Source organism: Dietzia timorensis (genome assembly GCF_001659785.1).
GTDB classification, from domain to species: Bacteria; Actinomycetota; Actinomycetes; order Mycobacteriales; family Mycobacteriaceae; genus Dietzia; species Dietzia timorensis.
Genome location: NZ_CP015961.1, coordinates 649,856 through 672,804, shown reverse-complemented (window position 1 = coordinate 672,804; position 22,949 = coordinate 649,856). Strand labels below are relative to the sequence as shown.

Here is a 22,949-nt window from a genome sequence, read left to right as displayed (position 1 = left end):
CGTGTCGCGGATTCCGAACGTGGTCATCAGAAGCTCCCCACGGACGGAACGACGGCACCATAGACCTGGGACAGCACCGTGTTCACCACGAAAACCGTGATGAAAGCGAGGACGACGGTCTCGTTGACGGCGTCGGCGACGCCCGAGGATCCCCCTGCGGCGTGGAGTCCCTTGAAGCTGGCGACAAGTGCAGCGATGATCGCGAACGCCACCGACTTGACCATCGCCATCCACAGGTCGGAGGGTCGGCCGTAGGCACTCATGGTGGATAGGAACGCGCTCGCCGACTCGTCCTGGACGTACACCTGATACAGCAGACAGGCGAACACTCCCACCGCCGTCACCACCGCACACATGACGACGCCGACGAGAATCGTGGCCACGATACGAGGAACGACGAGACGCTCCACGACATCGATCCCCATGACCTCCATGGCCTCGATCTCCTCGCGAATCGTGCGCGAGCCGAGGTCCGAGCAGATCGCGGAACCGCCGACTCCGGCGAGCATGAGTGCGCACACGAGTGCCGACGCCTGGCCGATGACCACGAACGCGACGACCGCACCGGCATAACCGCCGGCACCGAGTCTGCCTGCCAGCTCACCCACCGAGACAGCGACCAGCACCCCCACCGGGAGCATCAGCAGCAGAGCCGGAACCGTGCACACACGCGCGATGAACAGCGCTTGGTCGCGCGTCTCCACGAGCTTGAGACGGCCCGTCAGAACGATCCGGGCGCAGGCCAAGAGGGTATAGACGGAGAAGCTGACCAGGGCGCCGACCTGGCTCCCCAGGTCTGCGATGGGGCCTTTGGTTGGCGGCAGGTGGAATGACACTGTTGCGGACCTCGAGTCGGAGGGTGTGCGCGACTCAACGAACGGACTCGGTCGTCACTAGACGGCGACGTCCGCGCGCAGGGTGTGCTTGGTGACCTTGCCGGAGGCATTGCGCGGCAGCGCGTCGACGAATACGAGTTCCTTCGGCCGTTTGTAGCTTGCCAACTTTTCGGCGAGGTACTCGCGCAGTTCGTCGATGGTGAGGTCGGGCCCCTCGTCCGCCATGGCGATGACGGCGACCGGCACCTCTCCCCACTTCTCGTCCTGCTTCCCTATGACCGCGACCTCGCGGATCCGCTCGTGTCCCGCGATCGCGTTCTCGACCTCCGCACAATAAATGTTTTCGCCGCCGGAGATGATCATGTCCTTGACCCGGTCGACGACGTACACGAATCCCTCGTCGTCGACGCGCACGAGGTCTCCCGAATGGAACCAACCGTCGGCGAACGCCTTCTCCGTCTCCTCCGGCTTGTTCCAGTAACCGGCCATCATCGTCGGGCCGCGGTAGACGATCTCGCCGACCTCGCCGGGCGCGACGTCCTCGCCGAGCGGGTCGACGACACGAGCCTGGATTGTCGGGATCACCCGACCGACCGAGCCGATCTTGCGGAGCGCTTCGTCGCCATCGAGCGAGCAGGTCACCGGGGCCATCTCGGTCTGTCCGAAGACCGCAGAGTTGCGGGCGTCGGGGAACGTCTCGGCCATCGCGCGAAGGACCGTGTCGGTCGCCGGTGCGGCGCCCCAGGAGATGTTCTCGAGCACCAGTGAGCGCGGGTTGCTCTGCTGCTCGGCACACACCGCTTGCCACTGGACCGGAACGAGAAACACCGCGGTGATCTTCTCCGCCTCAAGCGTGTCGAGCACCTGCCCAGGATTGAATTCCTGCAGCGGGTTGATCACGGTGAGTGCGCCGACCTGCAAGCTGGGCGCCATCGACCCGAGCGCGGCGATGTGAAACATCGGCACCGCGCAGATCGACACCCCTTCGTCGTGGAACACGCGGAACACCCGGATGCACGTGAGCGACTGGGCAACCATGTTCATGTGCGTGAGCATCGCGCCCTTCGGCCGGCCCGTCGTGCCCGAGGTGTACATGATCAGCGACACCGAGTCTTCCTCGACATCGATCGGCGGATGCGGTTCGCCGCCCTCGTTCTGAAGGTCCTCCCAGGTCTCTTGCCCCTCGGTTCCCGTTTCGCCACCTATGACGACGTGGAAGCCTGTGTCGCCTCCGGCGGCCTCGATCGCGGGCACGAGGGGCGCGAGGAGCGAGTCGGTGACGATCGCTTTGGGCGTGCAATCGCCCACCAGGTAGGCCAGTTCCGCCGGGGTCAGGCGAAAGTTGACCGGCACCGCGATGGCGCCGATCTCGTTGGCGCCGAGCACGGCTTCGACGAACTCGGTGCAGTTGAGCGCCATGATCATCACGCGGTCTCCGGCGCCCACTCCGCGGCGAGACAGGGCATCGGCGAACCTCCCGACATGATCGCGCAGTTCGGCCCACGTCGTTTCCTGGCCGAGAAAGCGGAACGCAGGCCGGTCGGGCTTGCTCTCCGCGTGGATATTCACCCAGTTGTTCCAGGTGTTGCGGCGGTACTTCTGCAGTTCGGGAGACAGGGCTTTGGCGGTGTACGTGCTGTGGGTGTCGGACATCGTCGGTGCCTACTTTCGAATGTGGCTGGGTTAGCGGAGGGATACGAAGTCTGGCCGTCGCTTGCCGAGCATCGCGGCTGCGCCCTCGGCGAATTCGGGTCCGGTGAGGAGTTCTGTTTGGCCGTGAGTTTCGCGGTCCAGGGCTGCGTCGAGCTCGGCGAGGATCGGGGCGTTGACGCCTGCCTTGGTCATGGCCAGCGCGTTCCGGGGTCCGCGGGCGAGTCGGCGGGCTCGCTTGCCGACCCGCTCGGAAAATTCCTCGACCGGGACCGATTCGGCGATGATGCCCATCGTTTCCGCCTCGCCGGCCGGAACCATCTTCGCCCCGAAAAGCACGTCGTTCGCCCGCGCGCGACCTATCGCTGCGGCGAGGAGAACGGTGGCCCCGCCGTCAGGCATGAGTCCCAATCCGCTGAACGCGAAGAAGAGGTAGGCGCTGGAGGAGAGCACGGCGATGTCCGCGGCGAGGGCGACGGAGACGCCCACACCCGCCGCTGGGCCGTTGACGGCCGCAACGACCGGGACCCGGACGCGGACAATGGTGCGAACGAGCGCGGCGGCCGCATCCATCGAGCGGCGCGCGGAAACCTCGGGCGGCTCGCTGGAGCCGCCATGTGACTGCAGGTCCGCGCCGGTGGTGAATGCGTCGCCGGCGCCGGTGATAACGATGACGGTGGTGGACTGTTCGGCGGCGACCTCGCTCACGAGCTGCCCGAGCGCTTCCATGGTTGCAATGTCGAAAGCGTTCATCACCTCGGGGCGGTTGATGGTGATGGTGGCGATGCCGAGGTCGTCTGTATCGACGGCGAGCGCGTCGCGCCCGGAGTTCGTCCCGGTCATGCCCGGACCTCCTCGTAGGTCCCGTCGGAGTCCGCCTTCGCGACAAGCGACTGCGGCGGTGTGAATCGCTCGCCGTATCGCTCGGCGAGCTCGCCTGCACGTGCTACGAATCCTGCCAGCCCGCCGGGATATTGATCGATGAATCGGGAAACTCCACCGGTCCAGCCGGGATAGCCGATACCGAGGATCGAGCCGACGTTCGCGTCGGTGGTCGATTCGAGGACGCCTTCGTCGAGGCACTTGACCGTCTCGATCGCTTCGATGAACAGAAGTCGGTCGATGGCGTCGCGCATCGGGATCTCGCTCGTACCGCCGAAGTTCTCCGTCAAGCCGGGCCACAGTCGCGTGCGCTTGCCGTCCGAGTACTCGTAGAAACCGGCACCGGTCGAGCGGCCCTTGCGGTCGAATTCGTCGATCATTCGGTCGATGACGGCGTCGGCGCCGCTTTCGACCCAGCCCTTGCCCTCCCGCTGCGCCGCGGCCTTGGTCTCCTCGCGGATCTTGCGCGGGAGGGTGAGCGTGAGCTCGTCCATGAGCGAGAGCACCGGCGCCGGATACCCGGCCTGCGAGGAGGCTTGTTCGATCTGGGAGGCGGGGATGCCCTCGCCGAGCATCGACACTCCCTCGTTCGTGAAGGTGCCGATGACCCTGCTGGTGAAGAACCCGCGGGAGTCGTTGACGACGATCGGGGTCTTGGAGATTCTGCCCACGATCGACAGCGCACGGTCCAGCGTTTCCGCCGAGGTCTGCTCGCCTTTGATGATCTCGACGAGCGGCATCTTGTCCACGGGCGAGAAGAAGTGGAGTCCGATGAAGTCTGCCGGGCGGTCCATCCCTCTGGCCAGTTCCGTAATGGGGAGGGTCGAGGTGTTCGAGCACAGCAGCGCGTCGGCCTCGATGTAGGGGGCGATCTCGGCGAAGACCTTGGTCTTGACGTCGGGATCCTCGAAGACGGCCTCGATGACGGCCTGGGAGCCGGCAGTCGCGGCCGGGTCATCGGTGGGGGTGATGCGCGAGAGGAGCTCGGCGCCCCGCTTCCGTGCGACCTCCGCGGCCTCGCCCGATGCGCGAGAGACGGACTTGTCGACGAGCTTCTCCGAGTAGTCCTTGCCCTTGTTCGCCGCCTCGATCGAGATGTCCTTGAGGACTACGTCGATGCCGGCCTTCGCGCACACGTAGGCGATGGCGGCGCCCATCATTCCGGCGCCGAGTACGGTGAGCTTGTCGACGGGCTTGTCCACTGATTTCGCGGCCTGCGACGTCATACCATTGGCGGTTTGCAGGTCGAAGAAGAACGCGCGGATCATGTTCTTGGCGGTCTGGCTTGCGACGACGTGACCGAAGTAGCGGCGTTCGACGGTGCGGGCATCGTCGAAGCCGAGCCGCGCGCCCTCGACGGCTGCGGACATGATCGCGATCGGCGCGGGGTATGGCGCGCCCTTGAGCTGCTTGCGCAGCAGTGCCGGGAACATCGGCAATTTGGAGCTCAGGCTCCGGTCTTTCGGGGAACCACCGGGCATCGTGTAGCCCTTCTCGTCCCATGGCTGTCGGCTTTCCGGATTCTCGGCGATCCATTTTTTCGCGGCGGGAATCAGCTCCTCTGCGCTCGCGACGATGTCGTCGACGATGCCGACCTGCAACGCGGAGTCCGGGCGGTGGCGCTTGCCCTCGAGGAGCACGTTCATCAGTGCGGATTCGACGCCGAGGAGCCGGACCGAGCGGGCGACGCCGCCGCCTCCGGGAAGGAGGCCGAGGCCGACCTCGGGAAGACCGAGCTGGATCTTCGGGTTGTCGACGACGATGCGGCGGTGGCAGGACAGCGCGATTTCCAGCCCGCCTCCGAGCGCGGAGCCGGCGATCGCGGCGACCGTGGGGATTCCCAGCGTCTCGAGTTCGCGCAGCGGCGCTGTGACTCGGTCCGTCGTGTCCTGTGCGGCCGCCGGCTCGTCTAGGGGGATCGCCAGCAGGTCGCGCAGATCGCCGCCTGCGAAAAATGTCTTCTTCGCGGACGTGATGATCACGCCGGAGACCTTTCCGCTTTCGTGTTCGTCGACAATCTTGGCGACGGCGTTCTCCATGGACGAAACGTAGTTCTCGTTCATGGTGTTGGCGTTCTGGTTCGGGTCGTCGAGCTCGAGGGTGACGACGCCGTCGTCGTCGATCGAGTAGTTGATGGTGTTGGTAGCCATGAATTTCTCCGGTGCGGTAAGGGAGGCGTGGACGGGAGTGAGGGCGCGGCTAGACGCGTTCGATGACGGTCGCGATGCCCATGCCCGCGCCGACGCAGAGGGTGGCGAGTGCGCGTTTGCGATCGGTGCGTTCGAGTTCGTCCAGGGCGGTGCCGAGGATCATCGCCCCGGTGGCACCGAGCGGATGCCCCATGGCGATGGATCCCCCGTTGACGTTGATCTTGTCCATCGGTGCCCCGGTGTCCTTCGAGAACTTCATCGGGACGGCGGCGAAGGCCTCATTGACCTCGAAGAGGTCGATGTCGTCGATGGTGAGCCCGGCCTTGGCGAGAACCTTGGCGGCCGCCGGAGTCGGCCCGGTGAGCATGATGGTCGGTTCCGATCCCACGACCGCGACCGAGACGATGCGCGCCCGCGGCGTGAGACCGTTGCGTGTGCCGGCCTCCTCGCTGCCGATGAGCATGAGCGCCGCCCCGTCGACGATGCCCGAGGAGTTGCCCGCGTGGTGCACGTGGTCGATAGCCTCGACCTCGTAATACTTTTGTAGAGCAACAGCATCGAAGCCGGCCTCTCGGCCGAGCGCCTCGAACGAGGGGCGCAGTCCCGCAAGATCGTCGGCCGTGGTGCCGGAGCGGATGTGTTCGTCTCGGTCGAGCACGAGCGCGCCGTTCGAATCGGCGACGGGGAGAATGGAACCGCCGAAGCGGTTATCGGCCCAGGCTGCTGTGGCCAGCTCTTGCGAGCGGGCGGCGAATTCGTCGACGTCCCTGCGGCCGAACCCCTCAATCGTCGCTATGAGGTCGGCTCCGACGCCCTGCGGCACGAAGGACGTGCGGTAGTTGACCGACGGGTTCTCCGCCCACGCGCCGCCGTCGGAGCCCATCGGAACCCGCGACATCGACTCGACACCGCCTGCAAGAACCAAGTCCTCCCAGCCGGAGCGAACCTTTTGCGCCGCGAGGTTGACCGCCTCGAGGCCTGACGCGCAGAAACGATTTTCCTGGACGCCGGCGACGGATTCGGGAAGCCCCGCCGCAAGCGCCGCCACACGCGGAAGTACCGCGCCCTGTTCCCCTACCGGGGAGACGATCCCCATGACGATGTCTTCGATCTGGGACCGATCTACGTTCGGATTCCGATCGAGTAGCCCGTTGATGACTCCGACAGCGAGCTCGATCGGCGGGATCGTGTGCAACGACCCGGTGGCCTTGCCTCGCCCGCGCGGGGTGCGAACGGAGTCGAAGATATACGCATCTTGACCGGTCATCGGTCTTCCTTTCGTCGCTTCCTCGTGCCCGAGGAGCGCAATGCTCATTTAAGGTTAAATAGATCAGATCACATATATGTGCATGGTGTGACGTCTTCCGCCGAACTCGCAAGCAGTCGCCCCGGACCGCCGAATCAGGCCGCGTCCGCATTCGGCGCGTTGCGCGCCGAATGAAACGGACACGCGCCGATGCCACCGATATCGGTATCGGCGCCGTAGTCCGGATACGTCGGATACTTTCCGTCCCCGATGTCCATCGGCGCGCTTCGCGCGGGCATGAGCCGCTCCACTCGGGCGCGCGCCCGCAGGCCGGCCTCGGCGACCACACGCAACGCCCTCGGCGGCGTGGAGTAACCGAAGGCCATCCGCATGTTTTCGTCGACGAGAGCCTTGACCACCTCTTTGACAGCGGGCCGGACGGGCGCGGGGAACCACGATTGGAAAAGGCCCATCGTGTAACCGCCGACGGCGACGGTCGTGGAGGTCTTGGCGAAATGCGTGGCCTCGTATTCGTCGCGCCAGCTACGGAACTCGCCCATGTCGGTGGGGATGTTCTTGATCGCCATGCGGATACCCACTTCGCGGTAGAAGTGGAACGCCGCGAGCCGTTCATTCGGGCGCAGCCTTCGCCAGCCGTAGGCGTCGATCCAGTCGAGCGGGTCGAAGACGAACGTCGAGAGCACGTACAGCATGTCGTCATTGGATATGTCGTAGCGCTGGTGGTTGCGATTGATCATGCGCAGCGCATCCCGCCCTCTCCCCTCTTCGTAGCCGCCGAGCACGAGCTCGATCATGAGCAATGAGGTGTCGTCGTAGCGCTTCTGCGGCCGATGTTTGAATTCGCCGGTAGCCTCGAGTAGATCGGACACCGTCGGCACGCAGTAGGTACGGAACAGGGCGAGTTCGAGCGCGCGCTGGTAGTCCCACGGGAATTCGATGGCCGCCATGATCTTGTGGATCGTAGGCGCGTCGGCGACCGGGTCGAGGGAGTCGATGACGTCGACCCAGTGGTGGCGGCGCAGCGGCATTCTTCGTCCCGCCACCTCGGCGATCGGATCGACTTTGCGGGAATCGATGTGCGTCGTCATGGGTAAACCTCCGTCGTGAAGGGGCGAGGGGACGTCATGCCCTGGATTGCAGGTTGGCGAGCAGCCACTTGACCGCCTTGACGTCTCGTGGCTTGCGATTCATCGTCATCAGCGCGAGCGGCGGGGCGAAGCGCTGCGAGGTGATCGCCTTCGGCCGGGCGAATTCGCGCAGCCCATCGGCGCCGTGGATCCGGCCGAAGCCGGAGTCGCCGCTGCCGCCGAAGGGCAGGGACGGGATGGCCGCGAAGGACAGGAACGAATTGACCGAGACCCCGCCGGCGTTCATCATTTCCGCGGCCTCGAGGCCCGCCGTCTTGTCGCCGGTGAAGATCGAGCCACCGAGCCCGTAGGAGGTTCCGTTGGCGCGCTCGACCCCCTCGTGCAGGTCCGCAACCCTATTTATGACGACGGTCGGTCCGAAGGTTTCCTCGCGAACCGCGGCGCTTTCCTCCGGAACGTCGACGAGCACGACCGGCGCGCACACGCGGCCGCTCGCGGAATCGCGCCCGCCGAGGACCGCGCGCCCGCCGGAGTCGAGCGCGTCTGCGATGTGGCGGGAGACTATCTCGCGTTGGGACTCCATCGTCATCGGCCCGTAGCTCGATTCTTCCGAATTGCCGGGCTCGAGAGAGCGGACGATGGCGGTGAACTTGCCGACGAAGGCGTCGAACGCCTCCTCGGCGACGTAGATCCTCTCGACCCCTGCGCAGGTTTGGCCGGCGTTGCCCATGGCGCCGAAGGCAGCCTGCTCGGCTGCGGCGTCGAGGTCCGCATCGGCGGCGACCACCATCGCATCCTTGCCGCCTGCCTCGATCACGACGGGCGTGAGCGTCTTTGCGCAGGCGGCCATGACCTTCTTACCCGTCGCCGCAGATCCGGTGAACGCGATCTTGTCGACGCCGGAATCGCAGAGTGCGGCGCCGGTCTCGCCCTCCCCTGTGACCACTTCGATGATCTGACCCGAAGGGCCGAGCGAGCACCACGCCTCGGCGAGCCACGCCCCCACTCCGGGGGTGAGTTCGCTGGGCTTGAACACGACGGTGTTCCCCGCGGCAAGCGCGTAGGAGATCGAGCCCATGGGGGTGAAGAGCGGATAGTTCCACGGTCCGATGACACCGACGACGCCGTAGGGCTGATACTGCAGGTAAGCGGCCTGGTTGATCATGGTCGCGCCGGACGGGACGCGCGTGCGGCCGAGGACCTTGCCCGCGTTCTTCGCCGCCCACTCTAGGTGGCCGACCGCGAGCATCACCTCCAGAATCGAGTCCTCGTGAGGCTTGCCGGTCTCGGCCGAGATGAGCGCCGCGAGGTCTTCCGCGCGCCCGGCAATGAGCCGCTTGAATTCGAGCAGCCACTCCTTGCGCCCCCGGGCGCCCTGGGTCGTCCACCAGCGCAAGGCGCCGCGGGCGCGCCCAACGGCCGCGCGAACCTCAGCGGCGCCGTCATACGGATATTCTCCGACAACCTCCCCGGTGCGGGGGTCGGAGACGCGCAATGTCCTCGCCGGGGCGGAGCTCGGCGTGTCCTGTTGGACGCTCATTGATACCCTCGTTTCATTTCCGATCAAATATATTTGATGTACTTTGTTGTGATGTGGGCCATAGTAGCGCAGGAACACTCCATACAACAGTGCGCTACGGAAAGTGAGTAATCGATGTTCGACACCTTTAGTTCGGAGCAGACCGCCTTCGCGGAATCGATCGACGCATTTTGCACACGCGAAATCGGGTCGTTCGAAAAGTCGCGTTCCCTCGCCGACGGGGGAACGCACAGTCAAGAGATCTACTCGAAGATGGCCGAGCTCGGTTGGCTCGGGATCACGGTGCCCGAGGAGTTCGGCGGTGCCGACGCCGGCGCGACGGAGATGTGCATCCTGCTCGAGCGCAGCATGTACGGGCTCGCTCCGATCGGGAGCATCGGGCCGACCCTCATCGCGGGCGCGGCGTACAAGAAATTCGGATCCGCCGAACAGCGCGAGCGCGCACTCCGCCTCCTCGCCGAAGGCGGGACGCTGTCGATCTCGATGTCCGAACCGGGCGCCGGTTCCGATGTAGGCGCCCTGCGGTGCAAGGCGGAACGCAGCGGCGACGACTGGGTGATCAACGGGCAGAAGACGTGGTGCTCGAATGCGCACTTCGCCGACCGCATCCTGCTCGTCGCACGCACGTCCTCTTCCGGGTCGAAGCACGAGGGGATCACGATGTTCGACGTCCCCGCCGACATAGAGGGCCTGCGCATCTCCGGTATCGACACGATGGGAGGCCGCGAGGTCAATGACCTCTACTTCGACGATGTCCGGCTGCCCGCCGACGCGGTGATCGGTGAGGTCGACGGCGGATGGGCGCAGCTCATGTCCGGACTCAACATCGAGCGGCTCATTCTCGCGGCGATGCAGCTCGGTGTCGCCGAGCGAGCTTTCGACGAGTGCCTGCGGTTCGTCTCCGAGCGCGAGCAGTTCGGCCGGCCCGTCGGCAAGTTCCAGGTGCTGCGGCACCGGATCGCGGACATGGCGACCGAGATCCAGGCGACCAAACTCCTCGTGTACGCGGTGGCGAAGAAGGTAGACGCCGATCCGGACGCGCTGTTCCCGCGCGAGGCGTCGATGGCGAAGCTCAAGGCCACAGAATTGTCGAAGTGGGTGACCCTCGAATGCATGCAGTCGATGGGCGGATACGGGTACGCGACCGAGTACGGGATCGAGCGGCTGCTGCGCCAGGCCGTGGTGTCGTCGATCTACGGCGGCACCAACGAGATTCAGCGCGACATCATCGGCAAGACGTATGGCTTGTAGCGGGGTCTACCCGAGTCTCCCGTCTACGCGTCCGGATGGCGCGGGTTGATCAGCCCCGAGCCGTTCGGCGCGTTCGCCGGGTCGTTCCCCTCGGACAGCGCTCGATTGTTCTCGTCCACGAAGATCACTCGCGGCGAGAAATCGCGGGCCTCGGCGTCATCCATGATTCCGTATGCGATGCAGATGACGAGGTCGCCGGGGTGGATAAGATGCGCGGCGGCACCATTGATGCCGAGCACGCCGGTGCCACGGTCGCCTGCGATGCAATACGTGGTGAGGCGATTGCCGTTGTTGATGTCGACAATGTCGATCTGCTCGCCCTCGAGCAGGTCGGCGGCGTCCATGAGATCTTCGTCGATGGTGCAGGAGCCGACGTAGTGGAGGTCGGCCTGGGTCACAGTTGCTCGGTGGATCTTGGACTTGAGCATTGTCCGTTGCATGTGCGTCGGCGCTCCAGGGCATCGGAAAACTTCGAACGCGTCAAGAATACGCCGGGACAGGCGGAAACCGGAAAAAGCGCTGCGGGCGCGGACTACTCGATGGTGATGCCGACGTTGTCGATGAGCCGCACCGATCCGAGTGTGACGGCGGCGAGAAGACGCGCCTCGCCGGAATCCGGGGCTTCGCCGAGATCGGGCGAGCGGGCCTCGAGGTATTGGATTTCGAGGCCGGGCGCCTCGGCGAGCACAGAGCGCGCGGTGTCCACCGCGGCCTGGGCCCCGCGCGGGGCGGCGTGCGCGCCGGCGACGAGCGCCGCCGACAGCGCGACGGCCTGTTCGCGCTGCTCCGGGTCGAGGTAGCGGTTGCGCGAGCTCATCGCGAGGCCATCGGACTCGCGGACGGTGGGCACCCCGGAGACCGAGACCTCCATGTCGAGATCGGCGACCATCTGCCGGATGAGCACGAGCTGCTGGTAGTCCTTCTCGCCGAAGATCGCCCGGTGCGGGCGGACGATGTTGAACAGCTTGTGCACGACCGTGAGCATGCCGTCGAAATGCCCGGGCCGGACGGCACCCTCGAGCTCGGTCGCGAGCGGGCCCGCCGACAGCGTGGTACGCGCCCCCTGGGGATACATTTCCGCCGCGTTCGGCGCGAACACGAGCTCGGCGCCGGTTTCGCGGAGCGCCTCGATGTCGGCGTCCAGGGTGCGCGGGTAGGCCTCGAGGTCCTCGCCCTCCCCGAACTGCAGGGGATTGACGAAGATCGACACGACCACGACCGCGCCGGGCACGCGCCGAGCCATCTCGACAAGACGCAGGTGCCCGTCGTGGAGCGCGCCCATCGTGGGCACGAGCACGACCTGTTTCCCGGCGGTGCGCAGCGCGGCGGTCGTGCGCTGCAGTTGCCGCGCCGAATGGTGAACCGTGAGCTCCCCGGGGCGGAATCCGGGGCCTGTCGGGCGACCTCCTGCGGTCATTGGCGTGCGCCTCCTTCGGCGTCAGTGCTCGTTAGTGCTTAATGGTGCTCGTTCTGTTCGCCGGGCCCATTATTCTCTATTGCCGAAATCATCTCGCTCCCCGACCTCCGCTTGCGGGCGGTGCGCAGGGCCATCGCCCGGTAGCTCTCGGCGATCCCGGCGTCCGTGCGACCGAGCACGTCGAGGTGCCGTCGCACGGTGCCGACGTCGCCGCGCATCACCGGCCCCGTGAGAAACGCCCCGCCCGCGGCGAGCGCGTTTTCGAGCGATACCCGCACGAGCGGGCCGAGGAGGCGCGACGCGAGTGCATCCGGGTCAAGCGATTCCTCCTGCGCCTCCAGCGAAGAAGCGGGCATGTGGGTGAGCGCAGTTCCGTCGCCGGGGACACCGATCACCGCCTCAAGCGCGAGCAGCGCATCGGCGATAAGTGTGACCAGGTGATTCGAGCCGTGCGCGAGTGCCGCGTGGTACAGCGGGCGCTGCGCCTCCTCGATGCGCACCGGCCGCCCGCCGGTTTCGAGGACCAGGGATTCGCCGACGGCCTGGCCGATCTCGTCCGGCGCCGTCACTCCCCACCCGCAGCCGTCGAAATGCTCGGCATCGTCCGGGGTGCCGGCGAAGGTCATCGCCGGGTGGATCGCCGCAACGACCGCGCCGAGCCGGTGGATCGGGCGCAGCACGTCCGCGCCGAACGCCCCGGCCGTGTGTACAACGATGTGGCCGGAGTGCACCGCGCCGGAGTCGACCAATTCGCGGATGACGTCGGAGAGCGCGGAATCCGGGACCGCGAGCACGATCAGCTCGCTGGACCGGGCGACGTCGGCGGGCGAGGCGATCCGGGCCCCGGGCAGATGCCGAGCGAGACGGTCGCGGGAGGCCTCCGAGCGTGCGGTCGCCGCGCCGACGACATGGCCCACGCGTTCGAGCGCCACGCCGAGCGCGACGCCCACGCGGCCCGCGGACACGATGCCCACGGCAAGCCGCGCCGGGGTGCCCAGCGAGGGCAGCGCGGGAGAGTCCATCACTCCCCTAGTCTTCGCGGCGGCGACGGCCACCGCCGCCGGAGGACTGTCCGCCGTCGCCGAGACGGGCGAGCAGGTCCGCGACGGAGGTTCCGCCGGAATCGGCGTGCCGCGAACCCGTGGGCTCTGCGGCCGCGCGGCGCCCTGTGGGCGCCGGTTCCGCGGACGGTTCCGTCGGCGCCTGCGTGTTCGGCTCCTGCGCGGCCCGGCCGTGGCGGGGCGCATAGGAATCGACACTCGCGGCTTCGCCCACCTGCGTCTCGTCGGCGGCAGAGCGACCGTGACGGCCGAAGAATTCGGGGACGGAATGTGAGATAGGTGCCTCCTCGGGCGCGGGTTCTGTAGTCGGTTGCGGCTCGGCGCCGAACGCGGTCCGTTCGCGGAACTCTACGTTCGTGGTGGGCTCGAAACCAGTCGGCGCGTCGAAGTCGGGCAGTTCCGCATCGTCGGTAAACGACGGCGGCGCGCTGAGCCGGAATCCTTCGAAAGAGCGGAAGCGGTCGGTGTGCGGCCCGGAGCTGTACTCGGGTTCCGGCGCCGGCTCAGGCGTCTTTGCGAGTTTCGGCTCTGGCTCGGCAACAGGGGCGGGCTCGAACCCGGTGGCGGGCTCGGGCGACTGTTCCTGCCGGTACGAGGGAACCTCGGGGGCGACGACCTCGTCGGGCTGCACCTCTCGCGCTGCCGGCGCGCTGGGTGGCGCCCACGGCGAAGCGCCGGACACGCCCGAAGTGGGTGTCTCCGGACGGAGCTTTCGCATCGACGAGGTGACCTCGGTGCTGGGCATTTCGTCATACGGCCGCGGGCGCGGCGGGGTCTGTGCCACGGGGCGCTCCTGGGCGGCGGGCCCCTCGGGCACCGGGCGCTCCTGCGGCTCCTGCGGCTCGTTGTGCCAGGAGCGAGACTCGTTCCCGGTGCCGCCCGCGCGCCCGGCGAGCAGCGGGTGCGCGGTCCGCGCGCCAACTGCGGGATCGCCGTCGACGATCGGCTGCACACCGAGTTGCTCGAGCTGGCTGCGCAGCGCCATGACCTCGACGCGAAGCGAGCTGATCGACTCCTCGTTCTCCGCGCGCACCTCCTCGCGCAGCTCCTCCCGCAGGCTCAGCTCCCGCTCCCGTCGCGCCGAAACCTCCGATTCGAGCTCGAGCGAATACACGCGCTTGAGCTCGGCCTCGCGGTCCGCCGACGTCTGCGCCTGGCGGCGTTCGCGCGCGAAGAGCAGGGCCCCGACCAGCGCGGACCACAGCGCGGCGAGGAGACCGATGCGCATCCACAGCTCGTTATCGCTGAACACCATGACGACGGTCGCCACCATCGCGAGGGCGAACAGCACCACCATCGCCAGTTGCGCCATGCGCAGACCGGACTGCGCCGATTTCGGCCGCTCCGCCTCCGGGCGCCGCCCACCGGACTCCACCGGGACGCCGTGGACCTGCGGAGACTCCCCGGCAGGCCGCGGCGCATCACCCTGTTGCTCCCATGGGCCCTGGGAGGGCCATTGGTTGCCGGGGTGCGGCTGCTGCGGTGGACGATCGGCACTCATACCCCGCACATTACCCGGTCATACGGTGCGCAGGTCAACGGATGTGACCAATGTGGCCAGATGTGCCGATTCAGGCGGGCGAGGCGCCGCGCATGCGCTCGGCCTGATCGTCGCCCGGCGGAACCTTGCACCAGGTTTCCACCAGCAGACCGACCCCGCACAGCACGGCGCCGAGCACCGCGAGCACGATCGCGACCGGTAGATCCGACGACGCCGCGGATACCTCGCCCGCGCGCCCCGCGAGCGGAATGGCATAGCCCGAGGCGAGCCCTGCGACCACGGCCCCGAGCATCGTGGACGCCTTCGCCAGCGCGAGCACGACGACGATGGTGTGCGGACTCAACTGCGAACGGTCGAGCCCCACGCGCTCGGATTCCACGGCCGCGCGCACCCGCCACCCAAGGAACAGATCCACACCTATGACGACGGAGAGCGGGATAATCGTGACGTATGTGAGCGGCGGCATCGACGAAAATAGCCGCACACCCGCGCCGATCCCGGCGGCCACGGAGCACGCCGCGACGAGGACGACGGTAAGCCACGAGGTCCGATCCACGGCGGTTACTCCGCGCAGACCGGCGGCTGGTCGGGGTCGACGTCCGGCACCGGTCCGATCAGACGGATCGCGGCGCGCTCGTCCGCGCGCGTCTCGGCGAGAAGCTCGTCGATCGGCCGTCCGTGCAGCCTGGCGTGGGGCTCGATCTCCAGCCACGGGGTCAGCACGAAGGCACGCTCGTGGGCGCGGGGATGAGGCAGGAGAAGGTCCGGATCGTCGGAGAAAACATCGAGGGGTCCGCCGTCATCGGCGAGGAGCCAGGAGGCGATGACGTCGACGTCGAGGGTGCGCGGGCCCCAGCGGACCTCGCGGGTACGCATGGCGCGGGCCTCGAGGTTGCTTCCCCACAGGAGCCACTGGCGCGGGGTGTACTCGGATTCGACGGCCATGGTGACGTTGCGGAAATCGGGTTGCTCGACCCCTCCCCACGGCGGCGTCGAATACATGCTGGACACGGTCTTCACGCTGCCGAGCTGGCGCGCATTGGCGACGACCCACGCGACGAGCGCTTCGCTGTCGCCGAGGTTGGAGCCCAGCGAGAGCACCGTGTGGTACATCGGCGCGGAGAATCCGAGGGGCGAGGTGTGGGCCGGCCCGGAGTTCACTGGCGCCCCCTCTCGCGGCACGCGACGACAGCGATGTCGGCGAACTCCGCGTCGATCGGGGCCTGCGGTTTGTGCACGGTCACCTCGGTGGCGAGGATCCGGGAATCGCGCTCCATCACAGCATCTGCGATGAGGCCGGCGACGCGCTCGATGAGGTCGCACGGCTCACCGCCGACGATCGCCGAGGCGATCTCCGCGAGCGCCGAGTAGTCGAGCGTGTCGGCGAGCGCATCGGACACCGCAGCGGCGGTAAGGTCCGCCCACACGATGATGTCGACGAAGAAATCCTGCCCGTCGCGGCGCTCGTGGTCGAACACTCCGTGGTTGCCGCGGACCTTCAGCCCGCGCAGCTCGATGCGGTCAGTCATCGCTCCCCTTCCGGGCTCGTCGTCCGTTTCCCTCGCCGCGCCAGGCTGCGGCCGCCCGCACGGCGTCCGCGCTCGGGGCGACGTCGTGGACGCGCACACCCCACGCGCCCTCGCGCGCGGCCATCGCCGAGATCGCAGCGGTAGCGTGGTCGCGGCCGGCTGCGGGGCGGGGACCTGCGCCGTCATCGAGAAGTGTGCCGAGAAAGCGTTTGCGCGAGGCGGCGATGAGCACCGGGTACCCGAGCGCGGTGAGCTCGTCCGTGCGCCGCAACAGCTCCCAGTTGTCCTCCGCGGTCTTCGCGAAGCCGAGGCCGGGGTCGAGGATGAGCTGCTCGGGCCGCACCCCGGCGGCGAGCGCAGCGTCGACGCGGCCGCGCAGGTGCGCGATCACGTCGGCGACCACGTCGGAACCGGTGTGTGCGGCGCCGCCGGCGCCCGAGGCGAAATCGTCGGGACTGACCCAGTGCATGAGGATCCACGGAACGCCCGACTCGGCGACGACCCGCGCCATGTCCGGGTCGGCCATGCCGCCCGAGACGTCGTTGATGAGGTGCGCGCCGGCGGCGATGGACTGCTCGGCGACGGCGGCGCGCATCGTGTCGACGCTCACGACGGCGCCGGCCGCGGCGAGGTCGCGCACCACGGGCACGACGCGGGCGGCCTCCTCGTTCGCGGGCACGCGCACGGCGCCCGGCCTGGTCGATTCCCCGCCGACGTCGACGATGTCGGCGCCCTCGGCGACGAGCTCGCGCCCGTGGGCCACGGCGTCGGCGGTGTCGAGGTACTGCCCGCCGTCGGAGAAGGAGTCCTCGGTGACATTGAGGACGCCCATCACGACACAGCGATCGGGCGCGAGGTTCGCCGGGAGCACTCTAGGACCCCCGGATGAGCCGCATGGCCTCGGCCCTGGTCGACGCGTTGGCGCGGAACGAGCCGCGCACCGCAGAGGTCGTCGTGATGGCGCCGGGCTTGCGGATGCCGCGCATCGCCATGCACAGGTGCTCGCATTCGATCACCACGATCACGCCGGTGGGCTGCAGCTTATCGCGCAGCGCGTCCGCGACCTGCGAGGTGAGCCGCTCCTGCACCTGCGGCCGCTTGGCGTACAGGTCGACGAGGCGGGCGAGCTTGCTCAGCCCCGTCACCGTGCCGGACTCGCCGGGGATGTAGCCGATGTGCGCGACCCCGTGGAACGGCACGAGGTGGTGTTCGCACGTCGAGTAGATCGGGATGTCGCGGACGAGCACGAGCTCGCGGTGCTCCTCGTTGAACGTGCGCCCGAGCACCTCGGACGGGTCGACGTACAGCCCTGCGAAGGTCTCGGAGTACGCGCGTGCGACGCGCCCCGGGGTGTCTCGCAGCCCCTCGCGGTCGGGGTCCTCCCCCACGGCGATGAGCAGTTCGCGCACCGCCGCCTCGGCCCGCTCGTGATCGAACGGAGGGCGCTCGGCGGGGTCCGCAGCCGCGATCGGGTCTATTCCTCCCACGGGGCCCTCCATTCGGATCCCTTGTCCTCGCGGCGCCGCTTCCCGCCGTCCGCGCCCCGGGACTCATCGGTCGGGCCCGGTCTACGCGTCACGTCTTCGCCTATGACGTCGGACGGGTCGATTTTCGCGTGCCGTCCCGTCGTCGGACCGTCGTCGCCGGACGGTCCCGTCGGCCACGTCGATGTGGGCTGCAAATCCTGCGTCGCCCCTGGCCGCCCACCGAATCCCGGTGCCGGCCGCTCTCTCGGCGCGGAGTGGTCGCCGCCCGATTGGCGCGCGCTCGGCGTGGCGGTCGGGTGGATCGGCGGCCGCGGCGGCACCTTGTCCTCCTGGCGGCCGGAGTCGCGCTGCTGCGGCTGGCTCGGCTGAGCCGGCTGCTGCGGCTGTTGCGGCTGAGCCGGTTGCTGCGGCTGCGCGGGTATCTGCGTCGTCTGCTGCGAACTCGGCTGCTGCCCGAATACGGGGCCGGCTACGGCACCGGAGCCGCCCTGCGGACGCGGCGGGACCTGCCCCGAGGGCTGCTGCGGTCCGCCCTGCTGCGGTCCGCTCGGTTGCTGCGGTCCGCTCGGCCGGCCCGGCTGGTACTGCGGACCGGACTGCCCCGCTTGGTTCGGCGGCCAGCCCGGAGCCGACCAGCCCGGGGGCGGCGGCGTGCCGTAGGACGGGATCGCGGTGGTGCGGCGATCATCGCCCCCGTAGCCCGGGGCTCCCTGCCCCTGCGCGCCCGCGCCCGGCGCCGGTGCAACGGCACCGCGCGGATCGGACGGCCCCGCGGGGTCGCCGCCTCCGACGTCATGGGCGGAGTTGTTCGCCTCCTGCTCCTCGGCGCTGCCGGGCAGCGGGATGGAGAAGGGGTCCTCGCGCTCGGGCACGGGCTCGCCGCGCTCGATCGCGATCTCGGCCGGGGTCTTGATCGGCGGCTTCGTCGCGCGCTTGCGCCCGCCGAAGTCATCGAAGCGGGTGATGCGCGGGCGCTTGGCCACGTCGGCGAAAATCCGCTCGAGGTCGTCCTGGCGCAGCGTCTCCTTCTCGAGAAGCTCCTCCGCGACCTTGTCGAGCGCCTCGCGGTTCTCGTCGAGCACATCGACAGCCTCCGCGTGGGCGGCCTCGATGATCGCGCGGACCTCGGCGTCGATGATGCCGGAGATCTCGTCCGAATGCTCTCCGCCGCCGGAGCCGCCACCGTGGGAGAAGGGGTCCCCGGAGTTCTCGGCGTACTTGACGGCACCGAGCTTGGCACTCATGCCGTACTCGGTGACCATCGTGCGGGCGAGCTTCGTCGCGTTCTCGATGTCCGAGGACGCGCCCGAGGTGGGTTCGCCGAAGATGTATTCCTCGGCGGCGCGGCCGCCCATCGCCATGACGATGCGGGCGATGATGTCCGCGCGGGTCATGAGCGATTTATCGTCCTCGGGGACGACCATCGCGTGGCCGCCGGTGCGGCCGCGGGCGAGGATCGTCACCTTGTGGACGCGTTCGAGCCCGTCCATCGCCCACGCGGCGAGCGCATGCCCGCCCTCGTGATAGGCGGTGACCTTCTTCTCCTTCTCGGAGATCACGCGGTTCTTGCGGCGCGGGCCGCCGACGACGCGGTCGGAGGCCTCTTCGAGCAGGTCGTTGGTGATCCAGTCGCGCTGCAGCCGCGCGGCCAGCAGCGCCGATTCGTTGAGCACGTTCTCGAGGTCCGCGCCGGACATGCCGATGGTGCGCTTGGCGAGCGCGCGCATGTTGACCTCTTCGGCGATCGGCTTGTTCTTCGCGTGCACCTCGAGGATCGCCTGCCGGCCCTTGAGGTCGGGCGGGGTGACGGGTACCTGGCGGTCGAAACGGCCCGGACGAAGCAGCGCCGGGTCGAGCACGTCGGGGCGGTTCGTCGCGGCGATGAGGATGACCGTCTCGCGGTCGTCGAATCCGTCCATCTCGACGAGGAGCTGGTTGAGCGTCTGCTCGCGCTCGTCGTGCCCGCCTCCGGTACCGGAACCGCGGTGGCGTCCGACCGCGTCGATCTCGTCGATGAACACGATGCAGGGCGAGTTCTGCTTGGCCTTCTCGAACAGGTCGCGCACGCGGGAGGCGCCGACGCCGACGAACATCTCGACGAAGTCCGAGCCGGAGATCGAGTAGAACGGCACGCCGGCCTCGCCGGCGACGGCGCGGGCGAGCAGCGTCTTACCGGTGCCGGGCGGGCCGTAGAGCAGCACTCCGCGCGGGATCTTCGCGCCGACGCGCTCGTAGCGCGCGGGGTTTTGCAGGAAGTCGCGGATCTCGTTGAGCTCCTCGACGGCCTCGTCCTCGCCGGCGACGTCGGAGAACAGCGTCTTCGGCATGTCCTTGGTGACCTCGAGGGCGCGGGACTTGCCGACGCCGAACAGCCCGCCGCGTCCGCCCTGCATCCGCGACATGAAGAAGAACAACAGCCCGAACAGCAGCAGCATCGGGATCATGAACTGCAGCATCTGGGACAGAAAGCCCTGCTGGTTCACGTTCGTGTTGTAGCTCTCGGGTCCCGCATCCTGAATCGTCTGGAACAGCGACTCCGACGCGCCCTCCGGGTACTGGGTGACCAGCTTGTCGGTGGCGTCGTCCTGCTCAGGAGGCGTGATCTCATTGTTCAGGGTGATGCGCAACCGCTGCTCACGGTCGTCGATCTCGACATCTTTGATATTGCCGGCGTCGATCTCATGCAGCGCCACCGATGTGTCGACATCGGTGAACCCGGCCTCGTCATTGGAGAAGTAGGTGAAGCCCACAATCGCCAAGATGATGACCGCGGCAATCACGACATTGCGGATTACGGCGTTCTTCATTCGTCCCAATCAGCGTCTTTGGTTCCCGGGCCCGCCCCGGATACCACAAATTATTAGGTTACCCGCGCACGCTGTGCCCCCGCAGCGCCGCACCTGTCACGGTTAGGATCGGAAGGCATGGCACCGTCATCGAGCGAGTCACTCACCTCCATGTCCGCCACCACCCTCGCGGCGGGTGTCCACTCCGGCTCGGTGCGGGCGATCGACGCGTGGCAGGCCTCCCGCGAGGCGGCGGTGTCCGCCGGGGAGCCGGCCGAAGAGCACCGCGGCGGCTCCGCACGATCCGATGACGTCGGGCGCAGGCGCGCAGGAAAGAGGTCCGAGCCCGTCGACAGCGGCAACGGCCTGGCAGTCGGTGCGGCTCCGGTTGCGCGACGGAATGCGCGCCCAGTCCGCGGCGCCAAGCAGCTCCGGCGGGAAAAGCGCGAAAGGCGGAAACGCAACCGCCGCTCCACCGACGTGCGGGCGTTCACGGGGCTGCTCGACTCCGAGGCGTCGGCCGCCGCCGAGTTCGTCGACGCGCTGCCGGACGACGCCCGCGCGACGCTCCCGCTCGCCGGGGTTCCCGTCGCGATCAAGAACAACGTGACCCTGGATTCGCCGGTGATCAAACGCCTCCTGGCCGCCGGCGCGGTACCGGTGGCGATGACGACGACGCCGGAGTTCTGCGTGTGGGGCGCCACCGATTCGGCAGCCTACGGCGTGACCCGCAACCCGTGGAACCGGGAGCTCACGCCCGGTGGTTCCTCCGGTGGCAGCGCGGCGGCCGTCGCCGCGGGCTTCGTCCCGATCGCCCACGGCAACGACGGCATGGGCTCTCTGCGCATTCCCGCCGCCTGCTGCGGGCTGGTGACGTTGAAGCCGGGGCCCGACGTCGTGCCCACCGAGCTCGGCGCGGGGAACTGGGGCGGCATGGCCGAGGACGGGATCCTCGCAACCACTGTCGACGACCTCGCGGCCGCGACCGCCGTGATCGCCGCGCGGCCGGAGCTCGCCGTGCGATCGCAGCCGCACGGGCTACGCATCGCGCTCGCGCTCAACCCGCCGATTTCCCTCGGCGGCAAATCCTTGGTGAAGACCGATAAGAAGATCCTCGCCGCCACTCGCGCGGTGGCGAAGGCGCTCGAGGCATGCGGCCACACCGTCGTCGACGCGCGGCTTCCCTACCCGAAGTCGCCGTGGCCGCTGCTCGCCCGGTGGACCGGAGGGCTCGACGCCGACGCGGCCGCCGCGAACTTCCCGATTTCGCGGATGGAGCGCCGCAACCGCTACCACGCGCTGCTCGGCCGCGTGCTGCGCGGAATGGATACCTTCGCCGCCCAGCACAAGGCGCAGGAGGCGGTGTCGGAGTTCATGGGTAGTGGAGGCGACGCCTTCGACCTGATTCTCACCCCGACCCTCGCCTCGGCGCCGATCGCGGCCGAGGCCTGGCACGACCGCTCCTGGGCGCGGTCACTGTGGGCGAACCTCCGCTACGCGCCGTATTCGGCCTTGTTCAATCACATCGCCTGGCCGGCGATGAACATCCCCGCGGGCCAGGCACGGATTTCGGGCGTGCCCATCGGGGTACAGCTCGCCGGAAAACCGGGCTCTGAATCGCTGCTGCTCGACGTCGCGGCGCGGCTCGAGCGCGAACAGCCGTGGACACGGACGGCGGTGGACTAGTCCGGAGACCACCAGCGCCTTGAAACTCCACTCGACGGTTGTTTGTACGGCTCGACTCCCCGACACACTGCAGTCAATGCCTTACGAACGCACCGTCGCATCTCCCGGCACGCGGCAAATCGCAGAAGCCGCGGCCCCCCAAGACGGGAGCCGCGGCCTCGCGCAGCCTTCCGGCGTTGCCTAGCTATACATCCGCGGGTGAAGCTTGCCGATGTACGAAAGATCCCGGTAACGCTCGGCGAAGTCCAGCCCGTAACCGACGACGAACTCATTGGGAATGTCGAAGCCGACAATCAACGGTTTCGCCTCCACCTTCACGGCTTCGGGCTTGCGCAACAAAGTAACCACCTCGAGCGACTTCGGCTGCCGCGTCGAAAGGTTCTTACGCAGCCACGACAGTGTCAGCCCCGAGTCGATGATGTCCTCGACGATGACCACGTGGCGGTCGGCGATATCGCGGTCGAGGTCCTTGAGAATCCGGACGACACCGGACGAGGACGTCGAATCGCCGTACGAGGACACCGCCATGAACTCGGTTTCGCACGGAACCGTCAGCGCCCGCGCGAAGTCGGACAGGAAGATCGCCGCACCCTTGAGCACACAGATGAGAATGATCGGTGCCTCGGCATCGGCGTAGCGCGCACCGATCTCCGCACCCATTTCGTCGATGCGCGACTGCAGCGTCTCCTCGTCGATGAGCACAGACTCGATCTCGTCCGAATACTTGCCGTCCGGCACGGGCGTTCCCGTGGGATCGATCGCCAAACCTTCCACGGCGGCTGGTGCCGTGCTCTCGCTCGTCTCATCGAATGCCATGT

Annotated in this window: 20 protein-coding genes; 2 read left to right on the top strand and 18 right to left on the bottom strand. The window is 68.0% G+C overall.

Going from position 1 to position 22,949, the window contains the following annotated elements; translation table 11 throughout:
* Nucleotides 1–26: 26 nt before the first annotated feature.
* From BJL86_RS03105 to BJL86_RS03075, 7 genes are all read right to left on the bottom strand, one after another.
* Nucleotides 27–836, bottom strand: coding sequence for an MlaE family ABC transporter permease (locus tag BJL86_RS03105; protein WP_067477499.1), 810 nt, complete (start codon nucleotides 834–836; stop codon nucleotides 27–29).
* A gap of 57 nt (nucleotides 837–893) precedes the next feature.
* Nucleotides 894–2,489 carry a long-chain-fatty-acid--CoA ligase gene (locus BJL86_RS03100; RefSeq protein WP_067477502.1) on the bottom strand — a complete coding sequence of 532 codons (1,596 nt, stop codon included), beginning with the start codon at nucleotides 2,487–2,489 and terminating at the stop codon, nucleotides 894–896.
* A 30-nt stretch (nucleotides 2,490–2,519) separates the two neighbouring features.
* Nucleotides 2,520–3,329, bottom strand: coding sequence for an enoyl-CoA hydratase-related protein (locus BJL86_RS03095; protein ID WP_067477505.1), 810 nt, complete (start codon nucleotides 3,327–3,329; stop codon nucleotides 2,520–2,522).
* On the bottom strand, nucleotides 3,326–5,518 hold the full coding sequence (locus BJL86_RS03090) for a 3-hydroxyacyl-CoA dehydrogenase NAD-binding domain-containing protein (RefSeq protein ID WP_067477508.1): 2,193 nt from the start codon (nucleotides 5,516–5,518) through the stop codon (nucleotides 3,326–3,328). Before BJL86_RS03090 ends, BJL86_RS03095 begins: the two co-directional genes overlap by 4 nt.
* Nucleotides 5,519–5,567: 49 nt before the next feature.
* A complete protein-coding gene (locus BJL86_RS03085; protein WP_067477511.1) occupies nucleotides 5,568–6,785 on the bottom strand; it encodes an acetyl-CoA C-acetyltransferase in 1,218 nt (405 codons plus the stop codon).
* Between the two features lie 134 nt (nucleotides 6,786–6,919).
* Nucleotides 6,920–7,873, bottom strand: coding sequence for an oxygenase MpaB family protein (locus BJL86_RS03080; protein WP_067477514.1), 954 nt, complete (start codon nucleotides 7,871–7,873; stop codon nucleotides 6,920–6,922).
* 34 nt (nucleotides 7,874–7,907) lie between these two features.
* Entirely contained in the window at nucleotides 7,908–9,413 is a 1,506-nt protein-coding gene (locus BJL86_RS03075) for an aldehyde dehydrogenase family protein (RefSeq protein ID WP_067477518.1), read from the bottom strand.
* A 114-nt stretch (nucleotides 9,414–9,527) separates the two neighbouring features.
* Here BJL86_RS03075 and BJL86_RS03070 point away from each other — a divergent pair, with 114 nt between their 5' ends.
* Nucleotides 9,528–10,664 (top strand): acyl-CoA dehydrogenase family protein, encoded by a 1,137-nt coding sequence (locus tag BJL86_RS03070; protein WP_067477521.1) that lies wholly within the window; start codon nucleotides 9,528–9,530, stop codon nucleotides 10,662–10,664.
* A 23-nt stretch (nucleotides 10,665–10,687) separates the two neighbouring features.
* On the opposite strand, the gene panD is transcribed toward BJL86_RS03070, so the two are convergent.
* The 10 genes from panD to ftsH form a co-directional block, all read right to left on the bottom strand.
* Nucleotides 10,688–11,104 carry an aspartate 1-decarboxylase gene (panD, locus tag BJL86_RS03065; protein ID WP_067477524.1) on the bottom strand — a complete coding sequence of 139 codons (417 nt, stop codon included), beginning with the start codon at nucleotides 11,102–11,104 and terminating at the stop codon, nucleotides 10,688–10,690.
* Nucleotides 11,105–11,196: 92 nt separating this feature from the next.
* On the bottom strand, nucleotides 11,197–12,081 hold the full coding sequence (gene panC, locus BJL86_RS03060; protein ID WP_075844815.1) for a pantoate--beta-alanine ligase: 885 nt from the start codon (nucleotides 12,079–12,081) through the stop codon (nucleotides 11,197–11,199).
* Nucleotides 12,082–12,119: 38 nt separating this feature from the next.
* Nucleotides 12,120–13,103, bottom strand: a complete 984-nt coding sequence (locus BJL86_RS03055; protein WP_075844814.1) for a Rossmann-like and DUF2520 domain-containing protein — start codon at nucleotides 13,101–13,103, stop codon at nucleotides 12,120–12,122.
* Between the two features lie 7 nt (nucleotides 13,104–13,110).
* Nucleotides 13,111–14,643, bottom strand: a complete 1,533-nt coding sequence (locus BJL86_RS03050) for a DUF6779 domain-containing protein (RefSeq protein WP_156896121.1) — start codon at nucleotides 14,641–14,643, stop codon at nucleotides 13,111–13,113.
* Nucleotides 14,644–14,713: 70 nt separating this feature from the next.
* Complete coding sequence (locus tag BJL86_RS03045) at nucleotides 14,714–15,199, bottom strand: DUF3180 domain-containing protein (RefSeq protein WP_067478604.1); 486 nt, start codon at nucleotides 15,197–15,199, stop codon at nucleotides 14,714–14,716.
* A 5-nt stretch (nucleotides 15,200–15,204) separates the two neighbouring features.
* Nucleotides 15,205–15,756, bottom strand: coding sequence for a 2-amino-4-hydroxy-6-hydroxymethyldihydropteridine diphosphokinase (gene folK, locus BJL86_RS03040; RefSeq protein WP_067478610.1), 552 nt, complete (start codon nucleotides 15,754–15,756; stop codon nucleotides 15,205–15,207).
* Nucleotides 15,757–15,800: 44 nt separating this feature from the next.
* Complete coding sequence (folB, locus tag BJL86_RS03035) at nucleotides 15,801–16,172, bottom strand: dihydroneopterin aldolase (protein WP_067478607.1); 372 nt, start codon at nucleotides 16,170–16,172, stop codon at nucleotides 15,801–15,803.
* The gene (folP, locus tag BJL86_RS03030; RefSeq protein ID WP_418235953.1) at nucleotides 16,165–17,043 is read right to left on the bottom strand and encodes a dihydropteroate synthase; all 879 of its coding nucleotides are present in this window, start codon (nucleotides 17,041–17,043) and stop codon (nucleotides 16,165–16,167) included. Before folP ends, folB begins: the two co-directional genes overlap by 8 nt.
* 1 nt (nucleotide 17,044) lies before the next feature.
* On the bottom strand, nucleotides 17,045–17,650 hold the full coding sequence (gene folE / locus BJL86_RS03025) for a GTP cyclohydrolase I FolE (RefSeq protein ID WP_231887354.1): 606 nt from the start codon (nucleotides 17,648–17,650) through the stop codon (nucleotides 17,045–17,047).
* Entirely contained in the window at nucleotides 17,647–20,466 is a 2,820-nt protein-coding gene (gene ftsH / locus BJL86_RS03020) for an ATP-dependent zinc metalloprotease FtsH (RefSeq protein ID WP_083657620.1), read from the bottom strand. Before ftsH ends, folE begins: the two co-directional genes overlap by 4 nt.
* Nucleotides 20,467–20,583: 117 nt before the next feature.
* Here ftsH and BJL86_RS03015 point away from each other — a divergent pair, with 117 nt between their 5' ends.
* Complete coding sequence (locus BJL86_RS03015) at nucleotides 20,584–22,131, top strand: amidase (protein ID WP_067478700.1); 1,548 nt, start codon at nucleotides 20,584–20,586, stop codon at nucleotides 22,129–22,131.
* A gap of 180 nt (nucleotides 22,132–22,311) precedes the next feature.
* Here BJL86_RS03015 and hpt read toward each other — a convergent pair whose 3' ends face one another.
* Nucleotides 22,312–22,947, bottom strand: coding sequence for a hypoxanthine phosphoribosyltransferase (gene hpt / locus BJL86_RS03010; RefSeq protein WP_082908762.1), 636 nt, complete (start codon nucleotides 22,945–22,947; stop codon nucleotides 22,312–22,314).
* Between the last annotated feature and the right edge of the window lie 2 nt (nucleotides 22,948–22,949).

What these genes read in the sequence shown, in the direction of transcription:
- BJL86_RS03050 (WP_156896121.1), bottom strand. Translation starts at nt 14,643, where the DNA reads ATGAGTGCCGATCGTCCACCGCAGCAGCCGCACCCCGGCAACCAATGG.
- ftsH (WP_083657620.1), bottom strand. Translation starts at nt 20,466, where the DNA reads ATGAAGAACGCCGTAATCCGCAATGTCGTGATTGCCGCGGTCATCATC.
- BJL86_RS03080 (WP_067477514.1), bottom strand. Translation starts at nt 7,873, where the DNA reads ATGACGACGCACATCGATTCCCGCAAAGTCGATCCGATCGCCGAGGTG.
- hpt (WP_082908762.1), bottom strand. Translation starts at nt 22,947, where the DNA reads ATGGCATTCGATGAGACGAGCGAGAGCACGGCACCAGCCGCCGTGGAA.
- BJL86_RS03100 (WP_067477502.1), bottom strand. Translation starts at nt 2,489, where the DNA reads ATGTCCGACACCCACAGCACGTACACCGCCAAAGCCCTGTCTCCCGAA.
- BJL86_RS03095 (WP_067477505.1), bottom strand. Translation starts at nt 3,329, where the DNA reads ATGACCGGGACGAACTCCGGGCGCGACGCGCTCGCCGTCGATACAGAC.
- folK (WP_067478610.1), bottom strand. Translation starts at nt 15,756, where the DNA reads ATGTACCACACGGTGCTCTCGCTGGGCTCCAACCTCGGCGACAGCGAA.
- BJL86_RS03085 (WP_067477511.1), bottom strand. Translation starts at nt 6,785, where the DNA reads ATGACCGGTCAAGATGCGTATATCTTCGACTCCGTTCGCACCCCGCGC.
- BJL86_RS03055 (WP_075844814.1), bottom strand. Translation starts at nt 13,103, where the DNA reads ATGGACTCTCCCGCGCTGCCCTCGCTGGGCACCCCGGCGCGGCTTGCC.
- BJL86_RS03075 (WP_067477518.1), bottom strand. Translation starts at nt 9,413, where the DNA reads ATGAGCGTCCAACAGGACACGCCGAGCTCCGCCCCGGCGAGGACATTG.
- BJL86_RS03090 (WP_067477508.1), bottom strand. Translation starts at nt 5,518, where the DNA reads ATGGCTACCAACACCATCAACTACTCGATCGACGACGACGGCGTCGTC.
- panD (WP_067477524.1), bottom strand. Translation starts at nt 11,104, where the DNA reads ATGCAACGGACAATGCTCAAGTCCAAGATCCACCGAGCAACTGTGACC.
- folB (WP_067478607.1), bottom strand. Translation starts at nt 16,172, where the DNA reads ATGACTGACCGCATCGAGCTGCGCGGGCTGAAGGTCCGCGGCAACCAC.
- BJL86_RS03070 (WP_067477521.1), top strand. Translation starts at nt 9,528, where the DNA reads ATGTTCGACACCTTTAGTTCGGAGCAGACCGCCTTCGCGGAATCGATC.
- panC (WP_075844815.1), bottom strand. Translation starts at nt 12,081, where the DNA reads ATGACCGCAGGAGGTCGCCCGACAGGCCCCGGATTCCGCCCCGGGGAG.
- BJL86_RS03015 (WP_067478700.1), top strand. Translation starts at nt 20,584, where the DNA reads ATGGCACCGTCATCGAGCGAGTCACTCACCTCCATGTCCGCCACCACC.